The 20,849-nt window shown below is 33.8% G+C and carries 15 protein-coding genes and 1 pseudogene; 8 read left to right on the forward strand and 8 right to left on the reverse strand.

Going from position 1 to position 20,849, the window contains the following annotated elements; translation table 11 throughout:
• Positions 1-90: 90 nt before the first annotated feature.
• Complete coding sequence (locus tag DX009_RS05820; protein WP_115082768.1) at positions 91-1,050, forward strand: IS982 family transposase; 960 nt, start codon at positions 91-93, stop codon at positions 1,048-1,050.
• 13 nt (positions 1,051-1,063) lie between these two features.
• Here the strand turns inward: DX009_RS05820 and DX009_RS05825 are convergent, their stop codons facing one another.
• From DX009_RS05825 to DX009_RS05835, 3 genes are all read right to left on the reverse strand, one after another.
• The gene (locus DX009_RS05825; RefSeq protein WP_115083329.1) at positions 1,064-1,870 is read right to left on the reverse strand and encodes a transposase; all 807 of its coding nucleotides are present in this window, start codon (positions 1,868-1,870) and stop codon (positions 1,064-1,066) included.
• 627 nt (positions 1,871-2,497) lie between these two features.
• A complete protein-coding gene (locus tag DX009_RS05830; RefSeq protein ID WP_115083330.1) occupies positions 2,498-4,696 on the reverse strand; it encodes a peptidase domain-containing ABC transporter in 2,199 nt (732 codons plus the stop codon).
• A gap of 89 nt (positions 4,697-4,785) precedes the next feature.
• Positions 4,786-7,461 carry an outer membrane beta-barrel protein gene (locus DX009_RS05835; protein WP_245944595.1) on the reverse strand — a complete coding sequence of 892 codons (2,676 nt, stop codon included), beginning with the start codon at positions 7,459-7,461 and terminating at the stop codon, positions 4,786-4,788.
• 165 nt (positions 7,462-7,626) lie between these two features.
• On the opposite strand from DX009_RS05835, the gene DX009_RS05840 reads away from it, so the two are divergent.
• Positions 7,627-8,586 carry an IS982 family transposase gene (locus DX009_RS05840; protein ID WP_115082768.1) on the forward strand — a complete coding sequence of 320 codons (960 nt, stop codon included), beginning with the start codon at positions 7,627-7,629 and terminating at the stop codon, positions 8,584-8,586.
• Positions 8,587-8,696: 110 nt separating this feature from the next.
• Here the strand turns inward: DX009_RS05840 and DX009_RS05845 are convergent, their stop codons facing one another.
• Positions 8,697-8,972, reverse strand: coding sequence for a hypothetical protein (locus DX009_RS05845; RefSeq protein ID WP_115083332.1), 276 nt, complete (start codon positions 8,970-8,972; stop codon positions 8,697-8,699).
• 11 nt (positions 8,973-8,983) lie between these two features.
• Entirely contained in the window at positions 8,984-10,612 is a 1,629-nt protein-coding gene (locus tag DX009_RS05850; RefSeq protein WP_115083333.1) for a vitamin K epoxide reductase family protein, read from the reverse strand.
• Between the two features lie 430 nt (positions 10,613-11,042).
• Between DX009_RS05850 and DX009_RS13870 the strand changes: the two are divergent.
• A pseudogene (locus tag DX009_RS13870) lies at positions 11,043-11,532 on the forward strand (transposase); the annotation flags it as partial.
• Positions 11,533-11,648: 116 nt separating this feature from the next.
• Here DX009_RS13870 and DX009_RS05865 read toward each other — a convergent pair.
• Both DX009_RS05865 and DX009_RS05870 read right to left on the reverse strand, forming a co-directional pair.
• Positions 11,649-12,566 (reverse strand): IS982 family transposase, encoded by a 918-nt coding sequence (locus tag DX009_RS05865; protein ID WP_115082805.1) that lies wholly within the window; start codon positions 12,564-12,566, stop codon positions 11,649-11,651.
• 621 nt (positions 12,567-13,187) lie between these two features.
• Positions 13,188-13,580 carry a transposase gene (locus DX009_RS05870; protein WP_181792316.1) on the reverse strand — a complete coding sequence of 131 codons (393 nt, stop codon included), beginning with the start codon at positions 13,578-13,580 and terminating at the stop codon, positions 13,188-13,190.
• Between the two features lie 53 nt (positions 13,581-13,633).
• On the opposite strand from DX009_RS05870, the gene DX009_RS05875 reads away from it, so the two are divergent.
• The 5 genes from DX009_RS05875 to DX009_RS05895 all read left to right on the forward strand — a co-directional run bounded on the left by DX009_RS05875 (position 13,634) and on the right by DX009_RS05895 (position 19,995).
• On the forward strand, positions 13,634-16,213 hold the full coding sequence (locus DX009_RS05875) for a TonB-dependent receptor (RefSeq protein WP_115083335.1): 2,580 nt from the start codon (positions 13,634-13,636) through the stop codon (positions 16,211-16,213).
• Between the two features lie 15 nt (positions 16,214-16,228).
• Positions 16,229-17,557 (forward strand): DUF5689 domain-containing protein, encoded by a 1,329-nt coding sequence (locus DX009_RS05880; protein WP_115083336.1) that lies wholly within the window; start codon positions 16,229-16,231, stop codon positions 17,555-17,557.
• 35 nt (positions 17,558-17,592) lie between these two features.
• The gene (locus tag DX009_RS05885; protein WP_115083337.1) at positions 17,593-18,573 is read left to right on the forward strand and encodes a choice-of-anchor J domain-containing protein; all 981 of its coding nucleotides are present in this window, start codon (positions 17,593-17,595) and stop codon (positions 18,571-18,573) included.
• A gap of 133 nt (positions 18,574-18,706) precedes the next feature.
• Positions 18,707-18,958 carry a type B 50S ribosomal protein L31 gene (locus DX009_RS05890; protein ID WP_006044773.1) on the forward strand — a complete coding sequence of 84 codons (252 nt, stop codon included), beginning with the start codon at positions 18,707-18,709 and terminating at the stop codon, positions 18,956-18,958.
• Positions 18,959-19,068: 110 nt separating this feature from the next.
• Positions 19,069-19,995: a DNA/RNA non-specific endonuclease gene (locus tag DX009_RS05895; protein WP_115083338.1), complete on the forward strand. Its 927-nt coding sequence runs from the start codon at positions 19,069-19,071 to the stop codon at positions 19,993-19,995.
• 143 nt (positions 19,996-20,138) lie between these two features.
• Here the strand turns inward: DX009_RS05895 and DX009_RS05900 are convergent, their stop codons facing one another.
• Positions 20,139-20,840, reverse strand: a complete 702-nt coding sequence (locus DX009_RS05900) for an HAD family hydrolase (protein WP_115083339.1) — start codon at positions 20,838-20,840, stop codon at positions 20,139-20,141.
• Positions 20,841-20,849 lie beyond the last annotated feature (9 nt).

The raw sequence follows: 20,849 nt of genomic DNA on the forward strand, positions 1-20,849 counted from the left end.
TCACCTATATAGTCATTCCTTAAAAACTACCCGTTGGCGGAATTAATCAATAGATAAAATATCAGAAATATGAATGTAAAAAAGTTGCACATGTCGCTAAAAATCAGTAACTTTATGATAATCAACAATACTGTTATCTGCTTTAACTCCATGCACAACTTATATGCAAATTTCGTCAAAATACTTGAGATATGCAAGAAATTCTCCTACGGATTGGTTAATGACCTTGGAAATATTCCTCGTCGTGGTGTTGTCCCTCGCTTCTCTGACCTTGATGTCATAGCCCTGAGTCTGACAGCTGAGCATCTCGGCATTGACAGTGAGAATAACCTCTTTGACCGGCTGAAAGAATACCAAAAGGACTTTTGTCATCTCATCAGTCGTCGCCAGTTCAATGACCGTCGCAAGAACACATATCACCTGTGTGAAATGATTCGTAAGCGTATAGCAAAGGCAATGGATGGTGCAGAGGAATATTTCTGTGTAGATTCCAAACCGATAGAGGTTTGCAGACTCTCAAGAGGCAAACGCTGCAAGATGGGCAAGGACGAGCCTGATAAATCTCCAGCTTTTGGTTACTGCGCCACGCAAGGAGTATATTATTATGGTTATAAGTTGCACGCTGTATGCGGTTTACGAGGTGTTATACATTCATTTGACCTGACGGCTGCTAATGTTCATGATATACATTATATGAAGGATGTGAAGTTTGAATTTTCAGAGTGCAGTATTCTTGCTGATAGAGCTTATCTGAGTGCAGAACTGCAACAAGATCTGTTTTCATCTGCGCACATCAAACTGGAGGTTCCGTATAGATTAAACATGAAGACATGGAAGCCTGCTTTTAAACCTTATGCGAAGGCTAGAAAAAGAATTGAGACTTGTTTCTCTCAACTATGTGACCATCTCATGCTCATCAGGAACTATGCCAAACAGACCACAGGACTATTCGCAAGAATTACTGCCAAAATCAGTACGTTTACAGTACTGCAATACATTAACTACATAAACGACAGACCACTAGGACATGTCAAATATGCATTAAATTAATTCCGCCAACAAGTTAAAAACTATATTTCAGTATAAAGTTTGTATTGACAAGCTCTATGTTGATTCTTTTTATAAGGTACAAAAGAACTCTCATAGCTCTTTTGAAGTTATATGCTGCCGCAGCTAATAATACATTGATAGCATCTCCCTTCACACCTTTATATTTATAAAAGTCGCGAGATAATCTATGGTCTGCTTTAAGATGTCCTATTGTTGGTTCTATACCTGCTCGTTTACAAAATAGTTTGTGTTTCTTTTTCTTTTGGTAGTAGCTGTCTTTAGCTTTAGGAACGTCTGGAATGAGTATCTTTGTCTTCCCAATCTGCTTTATACCTCTATACCCTCTATCTCCTGCTAACTTATCAACCTGCTTTCCTGTCATCTTTTGGGTTTGTTCCAACGTCTTTTCAATAGTATGTCCATCATGGTCGGTATTAACGTGGATACTTTCTGCTAATATTAACTCCATACCTTCCTCACCTATACGATTTCTGAAGTGAACTAACTCGGAAGCGTCACAGGGTTGTTTTGGCATAAGTTCAAGTCCACCACAGAAGTATTGGTAGTAAGCATTCTCACTCCATTGATAAACCACCATTTCATCTGACACATTACGCAAATGTTTTAAAATTAAAAGACCACATATCAAGCGAATAGAATGAGCCGGGCGACCGTTAGTACTGCAATACAATGGAGAGAAAGCATTTTCAAAACGTTCCCAATTAATATTATTACTAAGTTGGGAAAGGGGATGTTGATGACTAAGCATGTTCTCTAAAGAAGAGAACATAGAGAGCTGTTTGGATGTACGTTTAAGCATAAATATCTGCAAGAATTATAGTGTAAAGGTACAAAAACTTGCAGATATTTGCAAATAATTTATAGCATAATATACTATGAATCAGAGGAATATTAGGCTTTTAAGGGTGGACTAAGTATCTATTACGCCTTTTATATAACGTGAGTTTCTTACTAAAAAGTAGTTCGAAAATTTTATTATTATAAAACACGAAAAATTTAATTATAAATTTTGAAATTATAATTATAAAATAAAAATTTATTATTATAATTTTTGAGGTTTGTAATTACTGCCTTCTAATAACAATAAATTCAACAAGTTATATTATTGTTTTTATTGAAGATTCGGAGGGATATATTAAATATTCAATAGGAAATATAAACCATAACGAAATATACAACCTTCGAAATTAGATTTATCCCTCATTTTTTATTTCCAAATTCGATACTATATAACATTGACCTCGTCTTTAAATGACAATGTATGAAGTATTTCTTATTATTAAATAAACAAGAGCTATAAGTACCGAAAGCACAATACTAATTATCGTTATTCCATAACAAATAATTTTTGAAGGAGGTTCGTTTATTATATTACGAATTTTCTCACTTCGATAATCTATTTTATCATCTGCCATAATCTTTTTTATTAAGAACCCAACTCCAATTGATTTTTCACAAGATTGTAGTATGCACCACGCTTCTTAGTAAGTTGTTCATGATTTCCAACTTCCATAACTCTTCCTTTATCTAAAACCACTATTTGGTCAGCATTCTTAACCGTACTAAGTCGGTGTGCCACAATAATTACAGTTTTACCTTTATAAAAATCATTAAGGTTTTCTACTATCATACGTTCATTGTTAGCATCAAGCGAATTGGTAGCCTCATCAAAAAATATGTAATCAGGGTTTTTATATACAGCTCTTGCTATCAAGACTCGTTGCTTTTGTCCTTGACTCAAGCCAATTCCATCACGTCCTATCTTGGTATTATACTTTAAAGGTAGCCCCATAACATATTCCTTTATACAAGCTATCTCAGCTGCTTTTTCCAATCGTCCTTTATCAATCTCATTATCATCAACAGCAATATTGCGTTCAATTGATTCTGAAAAAATAACACCATCTTGCATTACTACGCCACACTGACTACGCCACCATTTTTTATTTAATGTATTTATATCGGTTTCACCAATAGAAATTCGTCCATTCAAGACAGGATAATAACCCAACATTAATTTTATCAATGTTGTTTTTCCACTACCTGATGCTCCAACAATTGCTGTTACTTTTCCCTTAGGAATACTAAGTTTAACATTGTCGATAATATTTTTTGGAGCATAGTGATCGTATTTAAAAACAATTTCTTCTAAATCAATTCCTTTGTTATCTTCTTTTACAGCCTCTTTCAAACCATTCTTTCCATTTTCATCATCCATGCGATGAATTTCATTTATACGTTCAAGGCTAATTTTTACATCTTGTACATTATAAAAGAATCCCATCAGTTGTTCAACAGGAGAATTGAGCTGACCAATAATGTATTGAACGGCAAGCATCATGCCCAAAGTAAGTTGTCCATGTATTACAGCTGTAGCAGCAACAACTGTTATGACTATATTTTTGAGTTCGTTAATAAATACACTACCAGCTTCTTGTGTTTGCTGGAGTTTCAGTGATTTCATCTGTACACCAAAAAGATCTGCCTGAATATCTTCCCATTCCCAACGACGGCGTTGTTCACAATTTTGAAGCTTTATTTCTTGCATGGAAGTTATAAATTCGTAAGTCTTATTATTGTTTATAGCTTGCTGTTCAAAAAGTTCATAATTAAGAGCTTCTCTCCGTTTAAGAAAGAGAACAAGCCAACCTCCATATAACAGCCCCCCCAAGACAAAAATTGTAAATATCATCCAATTATAAAATAATAGTACGATACTAAACACTATAAACGTAAAGAACGAAAATACAATGCTGAACGTTTGGTGCATTAAAAAGTCATTTACACGACCATGGTCACCCATACGTTGCATTAAATCACCTATCAACTTTGTATCGAAAAACGACATCGGTAGTTTCAAGAGTTTAATAAAGAAGTCGCTCAATAATGAAATATTAATGCGCATTGATATATGAAGCAGCAACCAACTACGTATAAAGTTGATAGCCGTACTGCTTATAGTCAACACCAATTGTCCTAATAATATCAACCAAATAAAACCTATATTTTGCTTTTTTATACCCACATCCACAATCGCTTGGGTAAGAAAAGGAAAAATAAGCTGTAATAAGCTTCCAGCAAGTAGCCCTAAAACAATCTGTCCAAAATATTTACGATATTTTTTTATGTAACCAAAGAGAAATTTAAATGACCTTTCACTTTCGTGTTTGTCATTAGTTGTTATCTTATAAAATTCAGGAGTTGGTTCTAAAAACATCGCAATTCCTTCTTCTGTACCTTCAGAATTTATACTAATCCAATGCTTTTTTAAATCCTCAAGGCTATATTTTAAAAGACCTTTAGCAGGGTCTGCGACATAGAACATTTTATTATTCTTAACCTTGTATAACACTACAAAGTGTTTTTGATTCCAATGAAGAATACAAGGTAATTTTGAATTTTCTAATGCACCTATAGAAGTCTTCAAAGAAAGAGACCTAAGTCCTATTTCATTTGCTATCTGAGTAATAGCAAATAGTGAGATTCCTTCATTTGTACAAAAGCTTCGTTTCCTCAGATATATAGAGATATGGTCTTTTCCAAAATACCTACATATCATTTGTAAACAAGTAATTCCACAATGCATTGAATCACGTTGCTTTAAAAAAGGAAATGAGTTTAACATAACTTCAATAATGAGTGAAAGAGAATATTTTACTTATCTTTTGTTATTATTTACATCAATCAACACATTCATCTTTTAGGAAAAAATAATTATTTCTTTTTGGGATTAATGTTGAACTTCCATGCAAGAGAAAACATTACATAGCGAGGTATATTATTATTCCAAGATTCTGTACGTCCTTGCGAATTAATTACGTAGCGGATGTTTGACAGCTGTTGCAGCAGGTCGAAACCTTGTAGTTTAGCGGTAAGATGTCCTTTTAAGAAGGTACGTGCCAACTGAATATTCCAAATCCAATCTGTGGTATTCATCTCAGATTGCTGATAACCTCGCCTTGCAAACATCGTCATATCGGTAGTTAATTGTAATTCCCAAGGCAATACAATCTGTGCATTTAGACCAATATTATAGTCTGATGCATTGATATTTTCAAAACCAAAACGTTTACTACGTATAAGATAGTAGTTTAGACCTGTATGAAATGTGAATTCATAGTCATCGTTTAAGCGATAATTCACTTTTAATTCATCACCAAACTTCCAGTTATCTACAATACTACGCTGACTTGCAGTGCTTCCAACTACGGAAGCCATATCAACACAGTGGTTATAATTGGTAGAGAAATCATTGCTGAATAAGATTCTGTTTGCTTTATCCAATGCACGCTTAAACTCTACCTCAAACTTTGTTTTCCAATTACCTTTTACACTGGTAGGATATATTGTTGATACTCCAGTATTATTATCAAAGATAAGCGCATATGCTACCTGGTTGTCTGTTCGGTGATAATTAGCTGATAAACTAATTGTTTGTTCCTTTTCTCCATTAAAGGTAATATTGGCATTTACATCATAATGATGCAGGTTACGTAAGTCTTTATTACCCAATCTAATGTTTAGTGGGTCGCTATCACTACGATAATCTACTGTGGCAAGTAAAGTTGGAAAGTCTGATTTAATACCTGCAGTAAAATCCCATGATACGTCTTCCCCCCAATGACTTAACTGTATATTCGGTTCAAAGAATAGTTTACGGCGAGAAAAACGTTGCTCGCTGACACCATAATAATGGAAGTCAGCATTTAATAAACGCAGTGGGAGGTTTACTGTAAGTTCACCATCAAATAATTTCTTACAGAACTTGAAATAACGTAAATTGAAACTATGTTCGTTTCGATATTCATTAAAGTGATAGCTATTGTTATTATCCAATACAGAAAGCAAAACATTGGAAGTAGAAGGCAATACATTAAATTGATTAATATCTCTTCCTGCAATCCAGTCAAGACGGTAAAGCAAATTACTTGCCTTGTTATAAGTGTAGGTATAAGAATAACTTGGAGCTAACGTTGTTTCACGTATATTAAAATCGTAGCCAACACTAGCAGATAGCTTCAGTTTCTGATTGGGCATGTCAAAGTAATTGTTACGATAGTCATTAGGCAGACCTCCTTGCATATATTGAATGCCATTCAACATGAACTGCTTTTGATTATTACGATTATAACTTACAGAGAAGTCTCCACGTATCAAGTCTGTAATGTACTTAACATAATTACCAGTTGAGAAGTCAAAATTGAAATTGCTTGCTTCGAAACTGTTTTTCGATAGTAAAGCATTCAGCTTTGTTGTTTCATTTGAAGTAATGATATTCGCATTTCCAAATCCATTATTGCGCATATAGGAAACACTAAGTAAATTCGTTGTAGAGAAAGTTGATCCTTTAATAGAAAGAGTGTTTCTACTTTCCCACCTGTCTGACTTATTCAGTTGTTTGCTATGATTGTGTAAGAATGAGTTTCCGTTAGGCAAATAAGTCTGTGTATGTGTAATTGACTCGTTGTCGGTATTGATATGTTCCCAAGTATTTTCAGTTGAAACCCATGAAAGTTCATTATTCAAGAAACGTACATATGAAAGACCTGCGTTCTTTACAGTAAGCAAACCATCGCCTACATCTTGCGGACTCCATTTACCTGTTAATGCAGCACGCTGATTATCGTTCAGATTATTGATATTAAAGAAGGATCCCATACGTTCTTTATCTGAAAACTTCATACTAAAACCACGAAGTTTGTAACGCTTTTTGGTTCCGCCACCTGCTTCTAAATTACCCATATAACCCGTTGCATATTCTCTTTTCAATCTGACATCCATCACGTAGGTATTATCACCCATATTGCGTTCCATTAGTCTTGATCTTGTTCCCGCCTTGTTATAAACCTTTATTTTATTCACCGTATAAGCTGGAAGATTCTCTAAAGCCAATTTAGGATTACCAGAAAAAAATTCCTGTCCGTTTACCAAAAGACTTTGAATGAACCTACCATTCACATAAATTCTTCCGTCTTTTTCCAACTTGGCACCTGGCAGACGGGCGATTAAGGCATCGAGCATATTGCCTTCGGCTAAATTAAAAGCATTTGCATTATAAACAATGGTATCGCCTTTCATAACCATTTTCACTTTAGAAGCAATCACCGTAACTCCCTTCAGTTCATGCTCGATAATTTTCGTCATACGTATTTGCTTCACTCCAATATAGCTCTCACGAGTGCTTCTCAATTCACAATTCATATAACAAACGTCATAACCTTCTTTCTCTGCTTTTATAATGTATTTTCCTTTCGACGTTACAGCATCTTCAAATACATAATAAGCCTTATTGTAACCAATATTGTAAGGCATCTCTTCTATTTGTGCCGTCACCGTATCAATAACAACACTATCGGCGGTCATTAAGGTAATTTTCGCTGTAACGCCCATTCCTGTGATGTTATCAACAATAGAACCTCCGACAGAGTGTTTGTAATCACTCGCTTGAATTGGTAAAGCGAAAAGTAGTAATAATAAATAAATATAATGAATAACCCGTTGGCGGAATTAATCAATAGATAAAATATCAGAAATATGAATGTAAAAAAGTTGCACATGTCGCTAAAAATCAGTAACTTTATGATAATCAACAATACTGTTATCTGCTTTAACTCCATGCACAACTTATATGCAAATTTCGTCAAAATACTTGAGATATGCAAGAAATTCTCCTACGGATTGGTTAATGACCTTGGAAATATTCCTCGTCGTGGTGTTGTCCCTCGCTTCTCTGACCTTGATGTCATAGCCCTGAGTCTGACAGCTGAGCATCTCGGCATTGACAGTGAGAATAACCTCTTTGACCGGCTGAAAGAATACCAAAAGGACTTTTGTCATCTCATCAGTCGTCGCCAGTTCAATGACCGTCGCAAGAACACATATCACCTGTGTGAAATGATTCGTAAGCGTATAGCAAAGGCAATGGATGGTGCAGAGGAATATTTCTGTGTAGATTCCAAACCGATAGAGGTTTGCAGACTCTCAAGAGGCAAACGCTGCAAGATGGGCAAGGACGAGCCTGATAAATCTCCAGCTTTTGGTTACTGCGCCACGCAAGGAGTATATTATTATGGTTATAAGTTGCACGCTGTATGCGGTTTACGAGGTGTTATACATTCATTTGACCTGACGGCTGCTAATGTTCATGATATACATTATATGAAGGATGTGAAGTTTGAATTTTCAGAGTGCAGTATTCTTGCTGATAGAGCTTATCTGAGTGCAGAACTGCAACAAGATCTGTTTTCATCTGCGCACATCAAACTGGAGGTTCCGTATAGATTAAACATGAAGACATGGAAGCCTGCTTTTAAACCTTATGCGAAGGCTAGAAAAAGAATTGAGACTTGTTTCTCTCAACTATGTGACCATCTCATGCTCATCAGGAACTATGCCAAACAGACCACAGGACTATTCGCAAGAATTACTGCCAAAATCAGTACGTTTACAGTACTGCAATACATTAACTACATAAACGACAGACCACTAGGACATGTCAAATATGCATTAAATTAATTCCGCCAACAAGTAATGAATAAATTTCTTTATACAGATGCCCATAATGATTAGATTTAAGTTTTTATAGATTTCAAGAGGGCAATAAATTGCCCTCTTGATTCAATACATTACTCTAGTAGTCTCTTGTCAGCACAAATCTTTTTTCCGCCAGGACCAGCATGAAGACAAGTGCCAGAATAAATTAACCCTGTACGACATCCTGCCCCAATTGGCTTCTTAGCACAAGCTTCTACTTCATTTTGAGAACCAAAATCAGGTTCAAAATGATCACTTATAGTTGTTGTTCCCTCATACGGTTCCTCACCACCAATAACTACTCTTAGTTCTTCTTTAGAAAGAACTGAACCAATGCTTTCAAGCATTTTAAAATCATTTTTTTTCATACTGATAAAATTTAATTAATAAAAAAATATAATAAATCGCTGAAATTATATATTTCAGGCAATTCATAGCCATTTATAAAGATAGTTGGAGTATATAATATTTTATTCTTCACACAAAAGTCAAACATACTTATAACATTTGATTTATTTTTAGAAGAATTATCTTCTCTTATAGGGTGTAATCGGATAAATTCTTCAAGGTTTTTATTATCATTATTATACCAATCCGAAAGAATCAACTCTATATCTTTACCTTCATAATACGCACCTAAGAATGTTTCAATAGGAGTATGCTCATATTCATCAGAGTCTGGATTTACAAAAAAGATTATTTGTAATTTTATCTCATCATTAGATTTTACCAACTGACTTAAAATAGGATGCGATAATGAACAGTAATAACAATATGGATTACAAACCTTAACAATATGTATACTGCCATTAGGATTTCCTAAAATTACACCAAAATCATTGGTAATTCCTTCCATCTTCCTTTCATTCTTTAATAATGAGAAAAAAACATCTCTATTATACTTTATCTTTTTAAAAAGATTAGATAAATCTTTATTATTTTTCTCCTTTTGAATATATTGCCATAAAAGATAAGCTACTCCAAAAGATAATATAAAAGTGCCAAATATGCTAAATATGGAAAGTAAATCTAAACTTAACCCAGCAGAAAAAGAGCCTGCTAAAACAGATAAAATAAAAAGTGATAAGTTTATAAATTGAACAGATAAACATAAGACGCACCATTGTTTAACTATAAATTTCTGGTAATAAACAGAATAAATAATATAAGGAAGCGATAATAAATTAAAGTAACTAACTGTTACAAAAATATTAGTACTAAACGAATTAATTAATAAAGAAAAAAGTAAACCTAAATAATAAGAAAATCCTATTACAGTCCAAGGAACACCCCATATTTTAGAACCTTTAGAAGATAAGACTGCTAAACAATTAACCTTACGGCTTGAATTACATATTTTCCGAAGCGTAGGCGAATTCTTATCATACTCATACAAAAGCATTAAAGCAGTAATAACACCACCCAATAATAGAAATAATATAAAAACAACGAAATAGATTTTTACAAAATTAGTCTTTATTAAAAATAAAGAAAATAGAAGATAAGAAAAAATAGAAACTGAAAGCAGTATACTAAACATATTACTTTGATTTTCTTTTTTTCGAGTATATGAATACTCTCTATCTCCTGAATTTTTATCTGGGTCCGCATAAAAAATATACCCAGTGAATAGATCTAAAAAAACATCTCTATCAATTAACTCTTTTTTCTTCTTAATAGGGTTATACCAATTAAACTTGTCTTCATCTTGACTATAGATGATTGCAAATAAATTGAAGTTATTTTTTATATCTATTATTTGTGCTAAGAAACAACCTTCAATCTTTTCTATATTACTTTTATCTTCTAACTTTAAAGCTATTGATGAAATATTGAATTTTCCAAAAACATCTTTTACTGCACCTAAACTAGGGAAGTCGGGGTGTTCTTCCAATTCTTTACATAATAGGCGTTTTGTTAATTTTATATGCAATGCTTGGCACAACAATATAGACATTTCCTCTATATTATGCAAAGGTTTAAATAATAATCCTCTAAAATTAATCATATGTGCAATAGATTCTTTTTAAGTTAACATTTACACTATATACTGAACTTTTATTAAAAAGTTTTTAGCTTAACTCTCTGCGCTGATAATTTAACAACATCATACAACTTCGAGTAATATTTTACTATTTTATGCAAAGATAGGATATAGTAACAATTACGTCACGTTTTAATCATAATTTAACACTATTTTAACTTTTTATTAATGAACTCACATAACAATAAAATGCTCCTATATGCTTCTTCACATTGCGATTTATTCTATTTTTATACACAAAAATCTATAGAGTTGGTACTGTCTTAAAAAAGTGTGTAAGCCCATATTTTTCTTCTCTTTGCATTTGAAAACAACAAAATAAAGAAACAATGGAACTTACACAATTACAAATTTCGGAAAATCTTTCGAATTACACAAGCAGCAGCGAAGGTTTTATCCTAGTGAGGGAGGTATATGCTGGAAGGAAGAGCTTGAAGTGTTGAAAGAACGATGAGTTACTCAAATAGACTTAGTAGTATCTGATGCACTTCAAGGAATAGAGAATGCTGTTTGTGCAGCTTTTCCCCAGGCATCTCATCAGTTTTGTGTAGCTCACGTCAAGCAACAAATACTAAATTGTGGATAAACCGCAGATGGCAGAAGAACTAAATGAGGTATTTACTTTAGAAAATAAAGAGATGGGATCCTGGTCGGAGCATAAACAATTTATTACTTTTGTAGCCAAATGGGAAAAGAAATACCCAATATTGAAAAAGTATAAAGCCGACTACAACATCGCTTACTTTACATATATGGACTTTCCTGTGCAAGTGCAAAGGTGTATATATACGACTAATTGGATTGAAAGACTCAATAGAAAATATAAGAGAACTATAAAAACGAGAACATCAATGCCATCAAACAAGTCGGTACTTTTCCTACTAACCTGAACTCGGGATAAGTTTCTTTTTATTACTCTAATTTATTTATCCTAAAACCCATTTAGCCTCAATCGTCTTAGATTGAGGCTACTCCTTTTTATCAAAAACAAACTGTTTTTTTAGAACAAAGAAAGTTGACCGTTGTGTTGTTCTATGCAGAAATCTAAATTGACTTCAGGTTTCTTTTCAAAGAAGCTATATGCAGCCATTGCTGATAATACATTCATAGCAAAATTAAGTACACTTCTATGTCTAGAGTGGACCAATTGTGCTACATTTTTCAGTTCGTCATTGATAGTTTCAATTACAGATCTTTTTCTTAAAAGCAGTCTATCATATATTGGGATTAACTTGTTTTTCATATTACTTCTTATACCTGTTACCAAGTTAATGCCATCATTGAATAATTTTTCAAATAGTCCCTTAGAGATGTATCCTTTATCGGCAAATAATTTTCCAAAAACATTATCAGTCAGCCTATTAAAGACATTCTCATCTCTATCATCTACATTGGCTTTGGTAAGCATAAAGTTGAGAATTTCCCCTCGTTCATTGCATATAAGGTGCAGTTTAAATCCAAAATACCAACCCATTGTGCTTTTGCCTCTGGTAGCATAATCCTTAAAAACCTTATTGCGGTAAATACGTTTATTATGGCAGACTGGGATACAGGTAGAGTCAATAAAGCTAATACCAGTACATCTGCCAAAACAACATATTTGCAAGAACATCATCATTTCTACCGAAACTCTAGCTTCAAGCTCCAAAAAACGATTATAGGATAACAGATGAGGAAACATATCTGCAAGATGCTCCTTGATAAAGAACATATAATAATGTTGAAAGTTACGATAAGAATTAAAATGAAAACAGATCATTATGGTTATGATTTCTGACTTGCTCATACGCCATTTACGAAGGCGATGCTTACACTTGGTATCATTAGGAAGCCCTATTTTATCAATTTCTGACTCAAATTCTTTGCAAAAGTCATCTGCAATACAAAAGATTTCGGTAATTTTGTCTTTGGTAATCATCGCTATATTAATTGTAAGTTATTGATTTTCAACTATAAAGTTACAAAAATATAACGAGATTACCAACTTTTTTGAGTATTATTCTTATCCCGAGTTCAGGTTATTAGGTAATAAACGTTGATAAAATTTGGTTTTTCCATTTTATATAGAGATTATCCACTCTATTCTTCTCTGTCTATCGTAAGGTAATTCTTTTAGAATTGAGTTTGCTGTCATTGCTGTCATCCATTATGATGACTTAACTTGTTAATTTACAGTAGATTTACGAGAAGTGTTAAAAGTGACAGCAAAGTAAAAGTAAAATAATTCTTGTGATAATGAGTAGTATATATCTTCTTACTTTAGGCGGAAATATCACACCATTCCTTTAGCTATCCGACGAACTAAGCGTGTTAGTTGTTCGTCCCAAAATATAGTATTTCAGCGGCTTGAATAGTTATCTAAACCACTTTTTTGCTGTCTGTCCCTATTATTTGGAGGCAATCAAAAGCTTTGATACATTTGCGAAGAAATCAATGTTTCACTTTAGTACTGATGCGATAAAATCGCGTTAAGTTTTACATATTATCAAATAGAGGAAGTTCTTTGACATATTGATTGAAAATGACAGAGGTTCTCGGCTTAGTGATTAAATATCTGAGGTGAGTTTTCTCCAAAGCAGAAAGTCTTATCAGCGTTGCCACTTCTGTAATGGTGTATGGGCTTTTGTTGTAAGCCTTTATTCTTGCAACAAGTAGATAGGCGATGACTGCAACCCAGAGATGGATTTGGACTGCATTCTCGGAATACCCCCCACAAGGTCTTCACTACAATGTTCTGCTTTATCCATTTGAAGAACACCTCTCTGTCCCATCTGTGCCTATACAGGACGGACACTTCTACTGCGCTAATCTCAAAGTTGTTAGTGATGAACACTATTTCTTCACACGTCTCCTCATCATAGTGGCAGACTGCCCTGAAAGGCTCATCAAACATCAATGACGAAAAATATTCAAAATTTCCTTTTTTTTTCAAAGAATATTTTGTTACTTTGCAACGTTAAATAATTCAATTTATATTAAAAAGATATGCAGAAGAAGTTTATACTCGCTGTGGTTGCACTCTGCTGTTCTTCTATAGTTGTCGGTCAAAATACAAAAACCGACACTATACAGCAAGAACAATTGCAAAATGCAATGGACGAATCAGCATTTACATTCACAGAAGCACAGTTAGGAGAGGATAACGACAGAAGTTCAGATGTTACTATATTAAATTCAAATAGTAATGTGTATGCTTCAGAAGTAGGTTTTTTATATTCGCCACTGCGTTTTAGATATCGTGCACTAAATCCAAAATACAACGATGTATATATTAACGGTGCACCTATGAACGATATGGAAAGTGGACAATTTCGCTACTCATTAATTGGTGGACTAAACCAGCAAACACGAAATGTTGATTTTGCACTTCCATTCGAAAATAATAATTTTTCTCTAACAGCAATGGCAGGAAGTAATAACTACGACTTTAGAGCAGGCTCTATGGCAGGCGGTCATCGCATTACATTGTCAGGAGCCAATCGTAATTATACTTTAAGAGGAATGTATACTTATGGGAGTGGATTCAATAATAAAGGCTGGGCATTTGCAACCAATATTACCTATCGATGGGCAAATCGTGGATATGTAGAAGGAACATTTTATAATGCTCTCTCTTATTTCTTCGGTGTTCAAAAGAAATGGAATAATGGACATTCTTTGAGTTTTTCTACATGGGGTAATCCAACTGAACGTTCATCACAAGGAGCAAGTACAGACGAAGTTTACTGGTTGGCAAATAATTATCAATATAATCCATATTGGGGGTACCAAAATGGTCATCGACGTAACAGTCGTGTTGTTAATGATTTTGCACCTGCTGCAATCTTTACTTGGGATTGGAACATTAACGATAAAACAACACTTACTACAAGTTTGTTTGGAATGTATTCTATGTATAAAAGTACCAAGCTAAATTATAATAATGCAGATAACCCCCAACCAGATTATTGGAAAAATTTACCTAGTAGTTATTATGATGTGTGGAATGAACAAGACACTCGTTATCGTACTGCACAAGCTTTTGCAGATTGGAATACTGCAGTTAATTGGTGGAGAAATAAAGAAAACAGACAAATACAATGGGACAGACTGTATTATGCTAACCGACAAGCTGCAGCAAATGGACAAGATGCCCTTTATTATGTTCAGGCTAAACACAATAATAATACAACCATAACCTTATCTTCATCGCTCAACACGCATATAGGCAAAGATAAAGTCTTTAATGTTGGCTTAATGATAGGGCAAAATCTTGGTCGACATTACCAGACTATGGAAGATTTGTTAGGTGCAAAAAGCTTTCATAATGTGAATACATACGCCATTGGGACTTATTCTGCTAACGATCCACGCATTCAATATGATTTAAATACAATGGGTACACGAGGATTAGGTGCTCTAGTTTACGAAGGCGATAAGTTTGGTTATGACTACAATATAAACGTACGTCGTGGTACTCTTTGGACTAATTTTGCACAAACTTTTGGTAATCTTCACTACATGTTAGGTGCTAAAATAGGATACGATAATATGTACAGAAAGGGATATATGCGTAATGGAATGTTCGCAGATAATTCTTTTGGAAAAAGTAAACACGCAGATTTTGTTACAGGTGGTGGTAAATTCAGTGGAACTTGGACGTTAGGCAGTGGTAATGCTATTTCGTTTGGTTTAGGCTATGAGCAACGAGCACCACAAGCAAGCAATGCTTTCATATCGCCAGAAATGAATAATGACTTTGTTGGAAATTTACGTAATGAACGTATATTCTCAAGTGAAGTAAGCTATCAATATATTGGAAGTTGGTTACTCGCTAATTTTAGTGCTTATTATAATCATCTAACCCACGTAACAGAATGGCAAAACTTCTACTTTGACGATGGCAATTCATTTACTTACGTCAGTATGACTGGAATTAAGAAGAATTACTATGGTTTAGAATTGGGACTTGACTTTAAACTCACAAGTTTCTTAAATTTTAAAGCATTGGGCACGTGGAGCGAAGCTAAAAATATAAATAATGCAGATGTAGTTTATATGAATTCTACAAAAAGTACTTTGTATAAAGATGTAGTTTACAACAAGGGAATGAGAGAAAGTGGCACACCTTTATCTGCATATAGTGGTATTCTTAGCTTCCACCAGAAAGGTTGGTTTATCGATTTAAGTGGAAACTACTATGATAGAATATATCTTTCATACGCACCAAGTCTTCGTTATAGAAATACTTTACGAACAATGGGAACACAATTTGGAGGAATGGATGCGGAAGGAAATTATACACCATATAACCAAAGCAAAGGAAAAGGTGGTTTTATGCTTGATGCATCTATTGGCAAAAGCATATATTTAAAACGAGGAAGTCTTTCCATTAACTTAATTATAACCAACCTATTAAACAATCAGAAAATAGTTTCTGGAGGTTACGAACAAAGTAGAAGTAGTTATACTGTTAATCAAACAACGGGTGAGACAACTGCTCGTGCATACGATTTTAATAAAAACCCGAAAAAGTATTATGTTAATGGCATTAACGGAATGTTGAATGTTGCCTACAAATTCTAAAATAGACAAAAGAATATGAGATACATAAAATTTATAATGATAGTGGCAATCTGCTCTCTTTTTGCTTCATGTATGGGCGATAGTTATGCAGAAACTGATGAAAATATGCCATCTCCTTACGGCAATAACGAATTAAAAGAAACGAATTTAATTTCTATTGCCAATCTCAAAGCAAAATTTGCAACACCAATAAACACCGATTACCGTGATGGCAAGAGTTACGAGCAAATAACAGAAGATTTGCAAATAAAAGGAATTGTAACAAGTTCGGATGTTGCTGGTAACATTTATAATGAACTTGCAATACAAGATAAGACTGGAGCTATTATTATCTCAATTGGTCAAAGTGGCCTTTATGGGTTTCTTCCTATTGGAACAGAGATACTCATAGATTTGAAAGATCTGTATATAGGTAATTATGGAAAACAAGCACAAATAGGAGTTCCAACAAAAAATGCTAAAGGTGTAATGTCTATTGGACGTATTAGCCGTATTGTGTGGGATACCCATTATAAAATTCTTTCATTAAATAATTCTGTAGAAGTAAAAGAATTTACAAATGGTTCTGCACCTACTAATTGGACATTTGATAACGATGCAGGTAGACTTGGAATTATTCGTAATGTTAGTTTCAAATCGAGTACACCTTCTGTAAATGGAACATTTGCTAATTCTTCTGGAGGTGCTGGTAGTGTTTCGTGGACTTTAAATGAACAAGATGGTAATAAAGTAATTGTATATAACAGTAACTTCGCAAAGTTTGCAAATGCCAAAGTTCCAACTGGAAAAGTTAATATAACAGGTATTTTTAAGCGTTTCAATAATCAATGGGAGATTATTATACGTTCGCTTGATGATATTCAACCAGTTGCTCCAGCCGAAAAGACTATTTATAGTAACTCTTTTGCAGAAGCACCAACTGATTGGAAATTAGAACAAGGGACACTCCCTACTGGTATAACATTTGTTTGGAAATGGATTTCGCCTACCTATGGAATGAAAGCTTCTGCATTCGTAAATGGACAACGTTACGAAACACATGCACGTGCAATCTCTCCTCTTATAGATCTTACAAAAGTTACAAATGCTACGCTTTCTTTTGACCATGCAGCGCGTTACTTTGACAACTTTGATAATGAACTTAAAGTACAAATATCCACAGATGGAAATATATGGAAAGATTTAACCATAGACAAGAAACCAACTGGAGAAAATTGGAACTTTGTAACAGCAAAAGCAGATTTAACACCATATTGTGGTAAGAAGGTTTTCATAAGTTTCTTCTATAATAGTACAACTACAACTGCTGCAACATGGGAATTTAAGAACCTCGTAATAAAATAAAATATTGAAAATTAACAAATAAAGAGAAAACAAGTATGAAGAAGTTTATCTATTCTGTTTTAGCATTAGCTTTTGCGGCTTATACGCTCACAAGCTGTGAAGATGTGCCTGCACCATATAATACAACATTTGATGATAATAATAATAAACCAGAACCTTCTAATATGGTTGCAAAAGGTATTGGTACAAAAGATGATCCTTTTAATATTGTAGCAGCACAAAATTATATAACCAAAGGAGAAAATCTTGATAAAGAAGTATATGTAAAAGGAATTATTGTAAGTATTAAGGAAGTCAATACACAGTATGGAAATGCTACTTACTATATTTCTGATGACGGCACAACTTCCAATCAATTTTATGTTTTTCGTGGGAAGAACTTAGGCAACGAAAGTTTTACAAATGCCAATGAAATAAAAATAGGTGATGAAGTTATTATTTGTGGTAAATTAATGACTCATACAAATGGAGTTAAGCAACTTGGACAAGGAAACTATATATATTCACTCAATGGTAAGACTCAAAACACAACACCAAGTGCAAACATTGGGTTAGATGTAACATTCGATAACGATATAGCAGGCTTTAGTATATCTAATTTAAAGACACTTCCTGCAGATTTAACACAGGTTTGGACACATGATGCGAAATATAAACAAATGAAAGCAAGTGCTCGTGCAAATAATGTAAACTACGAGACACAAAGTCGTCTTGTTTCACCAGCATTCAGTTTGAAAGGTGTAAATACAGCAACACTTACTTTTAATAATGCATTGAACTTTTTGAAAACTATGCCACTTAACAATGCTATAAAGGTATTTGTTTCGACTGATGGTAATAATTGGGAATCGGTAGCTATAAATAATCCCCCTTCAGGTAATAGTTGGACTTTCGTTGATTCTACCTGCGATTTGAACAAATATGCAGGAAAAGAGAAAGTATTCGTTGCATTTGAATATAACAGCACCACAAATATTGCTCCTATATGGGAAATTAAGACTGTAACTGTTAAGTAAAAAATATATTAATAATTTGGCAGGCTGCAGAATTATTTGTAATTTTGTACCCTATAAATATGTACGATGAATAATTATTTTATTCTCAACATAAACATAACGATTTTTATTAATAATAAATATATAAAGCAAAATGAAAAAAGGTATTCACCCAGACAACTATCGCCCCGTCGTATTCAAAGATATGTCCAACGGCGATATGTTCCTTTCAAAATCTACATGTAAATCTAACGATACTGTAGAATTTGAAGGCGAAACTTACCCAGTGGTTAAAGTAGAAATCTCAAGTACCTCTCACCCATTCTATACAGGTAAGAGTAAACTTGTGGATACAGCTGGTCGTGTAGATCGCTTCATGAACCGTTATGGTAAGTTGAAGAAATAAAACAAATATACCACACAGTATAAAGTGCGGTCAAACGTAGTTGCATATGCGTTTGATCGCACTTTTTTTATACGAATGGAATTTATGTACTAATATAAACTTTGAGATAAATGAAGAAAAATAGAAGTTTAGTAGAAACAAGTGTTATATTTCTTGTTGCAAGCATTTTTCTTTTTTCGGCTTGTAATAAAGATAATAATGATAACGAGAAGACAGCTATATCAAATAATAACTCAAATCAAAATTTTCCTAATCCTTATACACATCGGTTAGAATTTCCAAAAATACGAGGAGGGAAAAGTATAATAATCACCCATATTGACCAAAGTACCAATGAAGTGAACTATAGTCTCGAGTGGGACGGAGAAAAGAAATCGAATCGTTGGACGTGCTATCAAATATACAACAGTAATAGTATATGGAATACAGGTAGATGGTATGGAAATCCTCAATACCCAGCTGACCCATTAATTTCTTCTTCAATGACCTTCGGTTACGATCCATATTGGGGAACAGGATACGATCACGGACATCTTTGTCCATCAGCTGATAGAAGAAGCACAGAAGAGGCACAAAGACAAACTTTTTACTTAAGCAATATGCAGCCACAACTTAGTGCATTTAATGGAAGTGTGAAAGGTGGTGGAATATGGCTAACAATGGAAAATAAAATACGAGATTCATTTAAGATGGAATCAATTGATACAATGTATATATGTAGAGGTGGTACCATTGATCAAACTTCACAAGTAAAAGCCTTTCTTCGCAATGGTTTTATTGTACCAGGATATTTCTTTTCTGCAGCTCTGTTAAAATATTATAGCAAAACACAAAAGAAATGGGAATATAAGGCTATTGGATTCTGGTTTAAACACGAAAACAATCAAGCTGCATCGCTCAAACCTTATGTTGTAAATATAAAACAACTTGAAGAACTCACGAATATAGATTTCTTCTGTAATCTTCCTGACGATATTGAAAGAAAGGTAGAAGGAATTAACAAAGATATTATCATTAGATTGTGGAATATAAAATAATTTTCGCTGGAACCTCAGGATTTCAGGAAATGATTTATAAGTTTTTGCAGAAAGAAAATGGCAAATAGAAGAAATTACATAATTTGAAAACAAGAATATTATAGCGTGATTACAGAAATATACACAAGTAAGAATAAAAGCATTTAAAGATACTGCAGAATATCGCTTATCTCACTAACTGTAACTAAATTCGTGTGGTCGTATTCATCAATATATTCGTGTTGCCACAATGTTTTAGATGGTACATAAATGGCATTTCCACCTAATTCTAACACTGGAGCAATATCAGAACGGAATGAATTTCCTACCATTACAAGTTCATTTACAGAACAATTGAAACGCTTACAAAGGTATTCATATTCATCGGAAGTCTTATCGGATACTACAATAGTTGCATCGAAAAAAGATTGCAATCCAGAACGTCGCAGTTTATTTTCTTGATCCAATAGTTCACCTTTAGTAAAAACTACCATCTTATATTTACGTTGCACATTGTTTAATGTCTCAAGCACGCAGCGGACACCCTGCAATGGAGTTGCAGGCATATTCAAAAGTTTTTTTCCACAATTTAAAATCTGACCAATTTTATTGGCTGACAATTCTCCATTGCTAATCGAAATTGCATTCTCTATAAGCGAAAGTACAAAGGCTTTACAGCCATAACCTAACAAAGGCATATTAGCTGTCTCTGTTTCAAATAATCTCGATGAAATTTCAGTAGCCGTTCCATAATCGCTTAATATACTTTGGTATTCCTTTTCCACAGCATCAAAATGCGATTGACAATCCCACAGAGTGTCATCAGCATCAAAAGCAAGCAGTTTTATCTTATCTTTTTCTATCATTCGGCAAAA

The sequence above is a fragment of the Prevotella pallens genome (assembly GCF_900454935.1).
Classification (GTDB): domain Bacteria; phylum Bacteroidota; class Bacteroidia; order Bacteroidales; family Bacteroidaceae; genus Prevotella; species Prevotella pallens.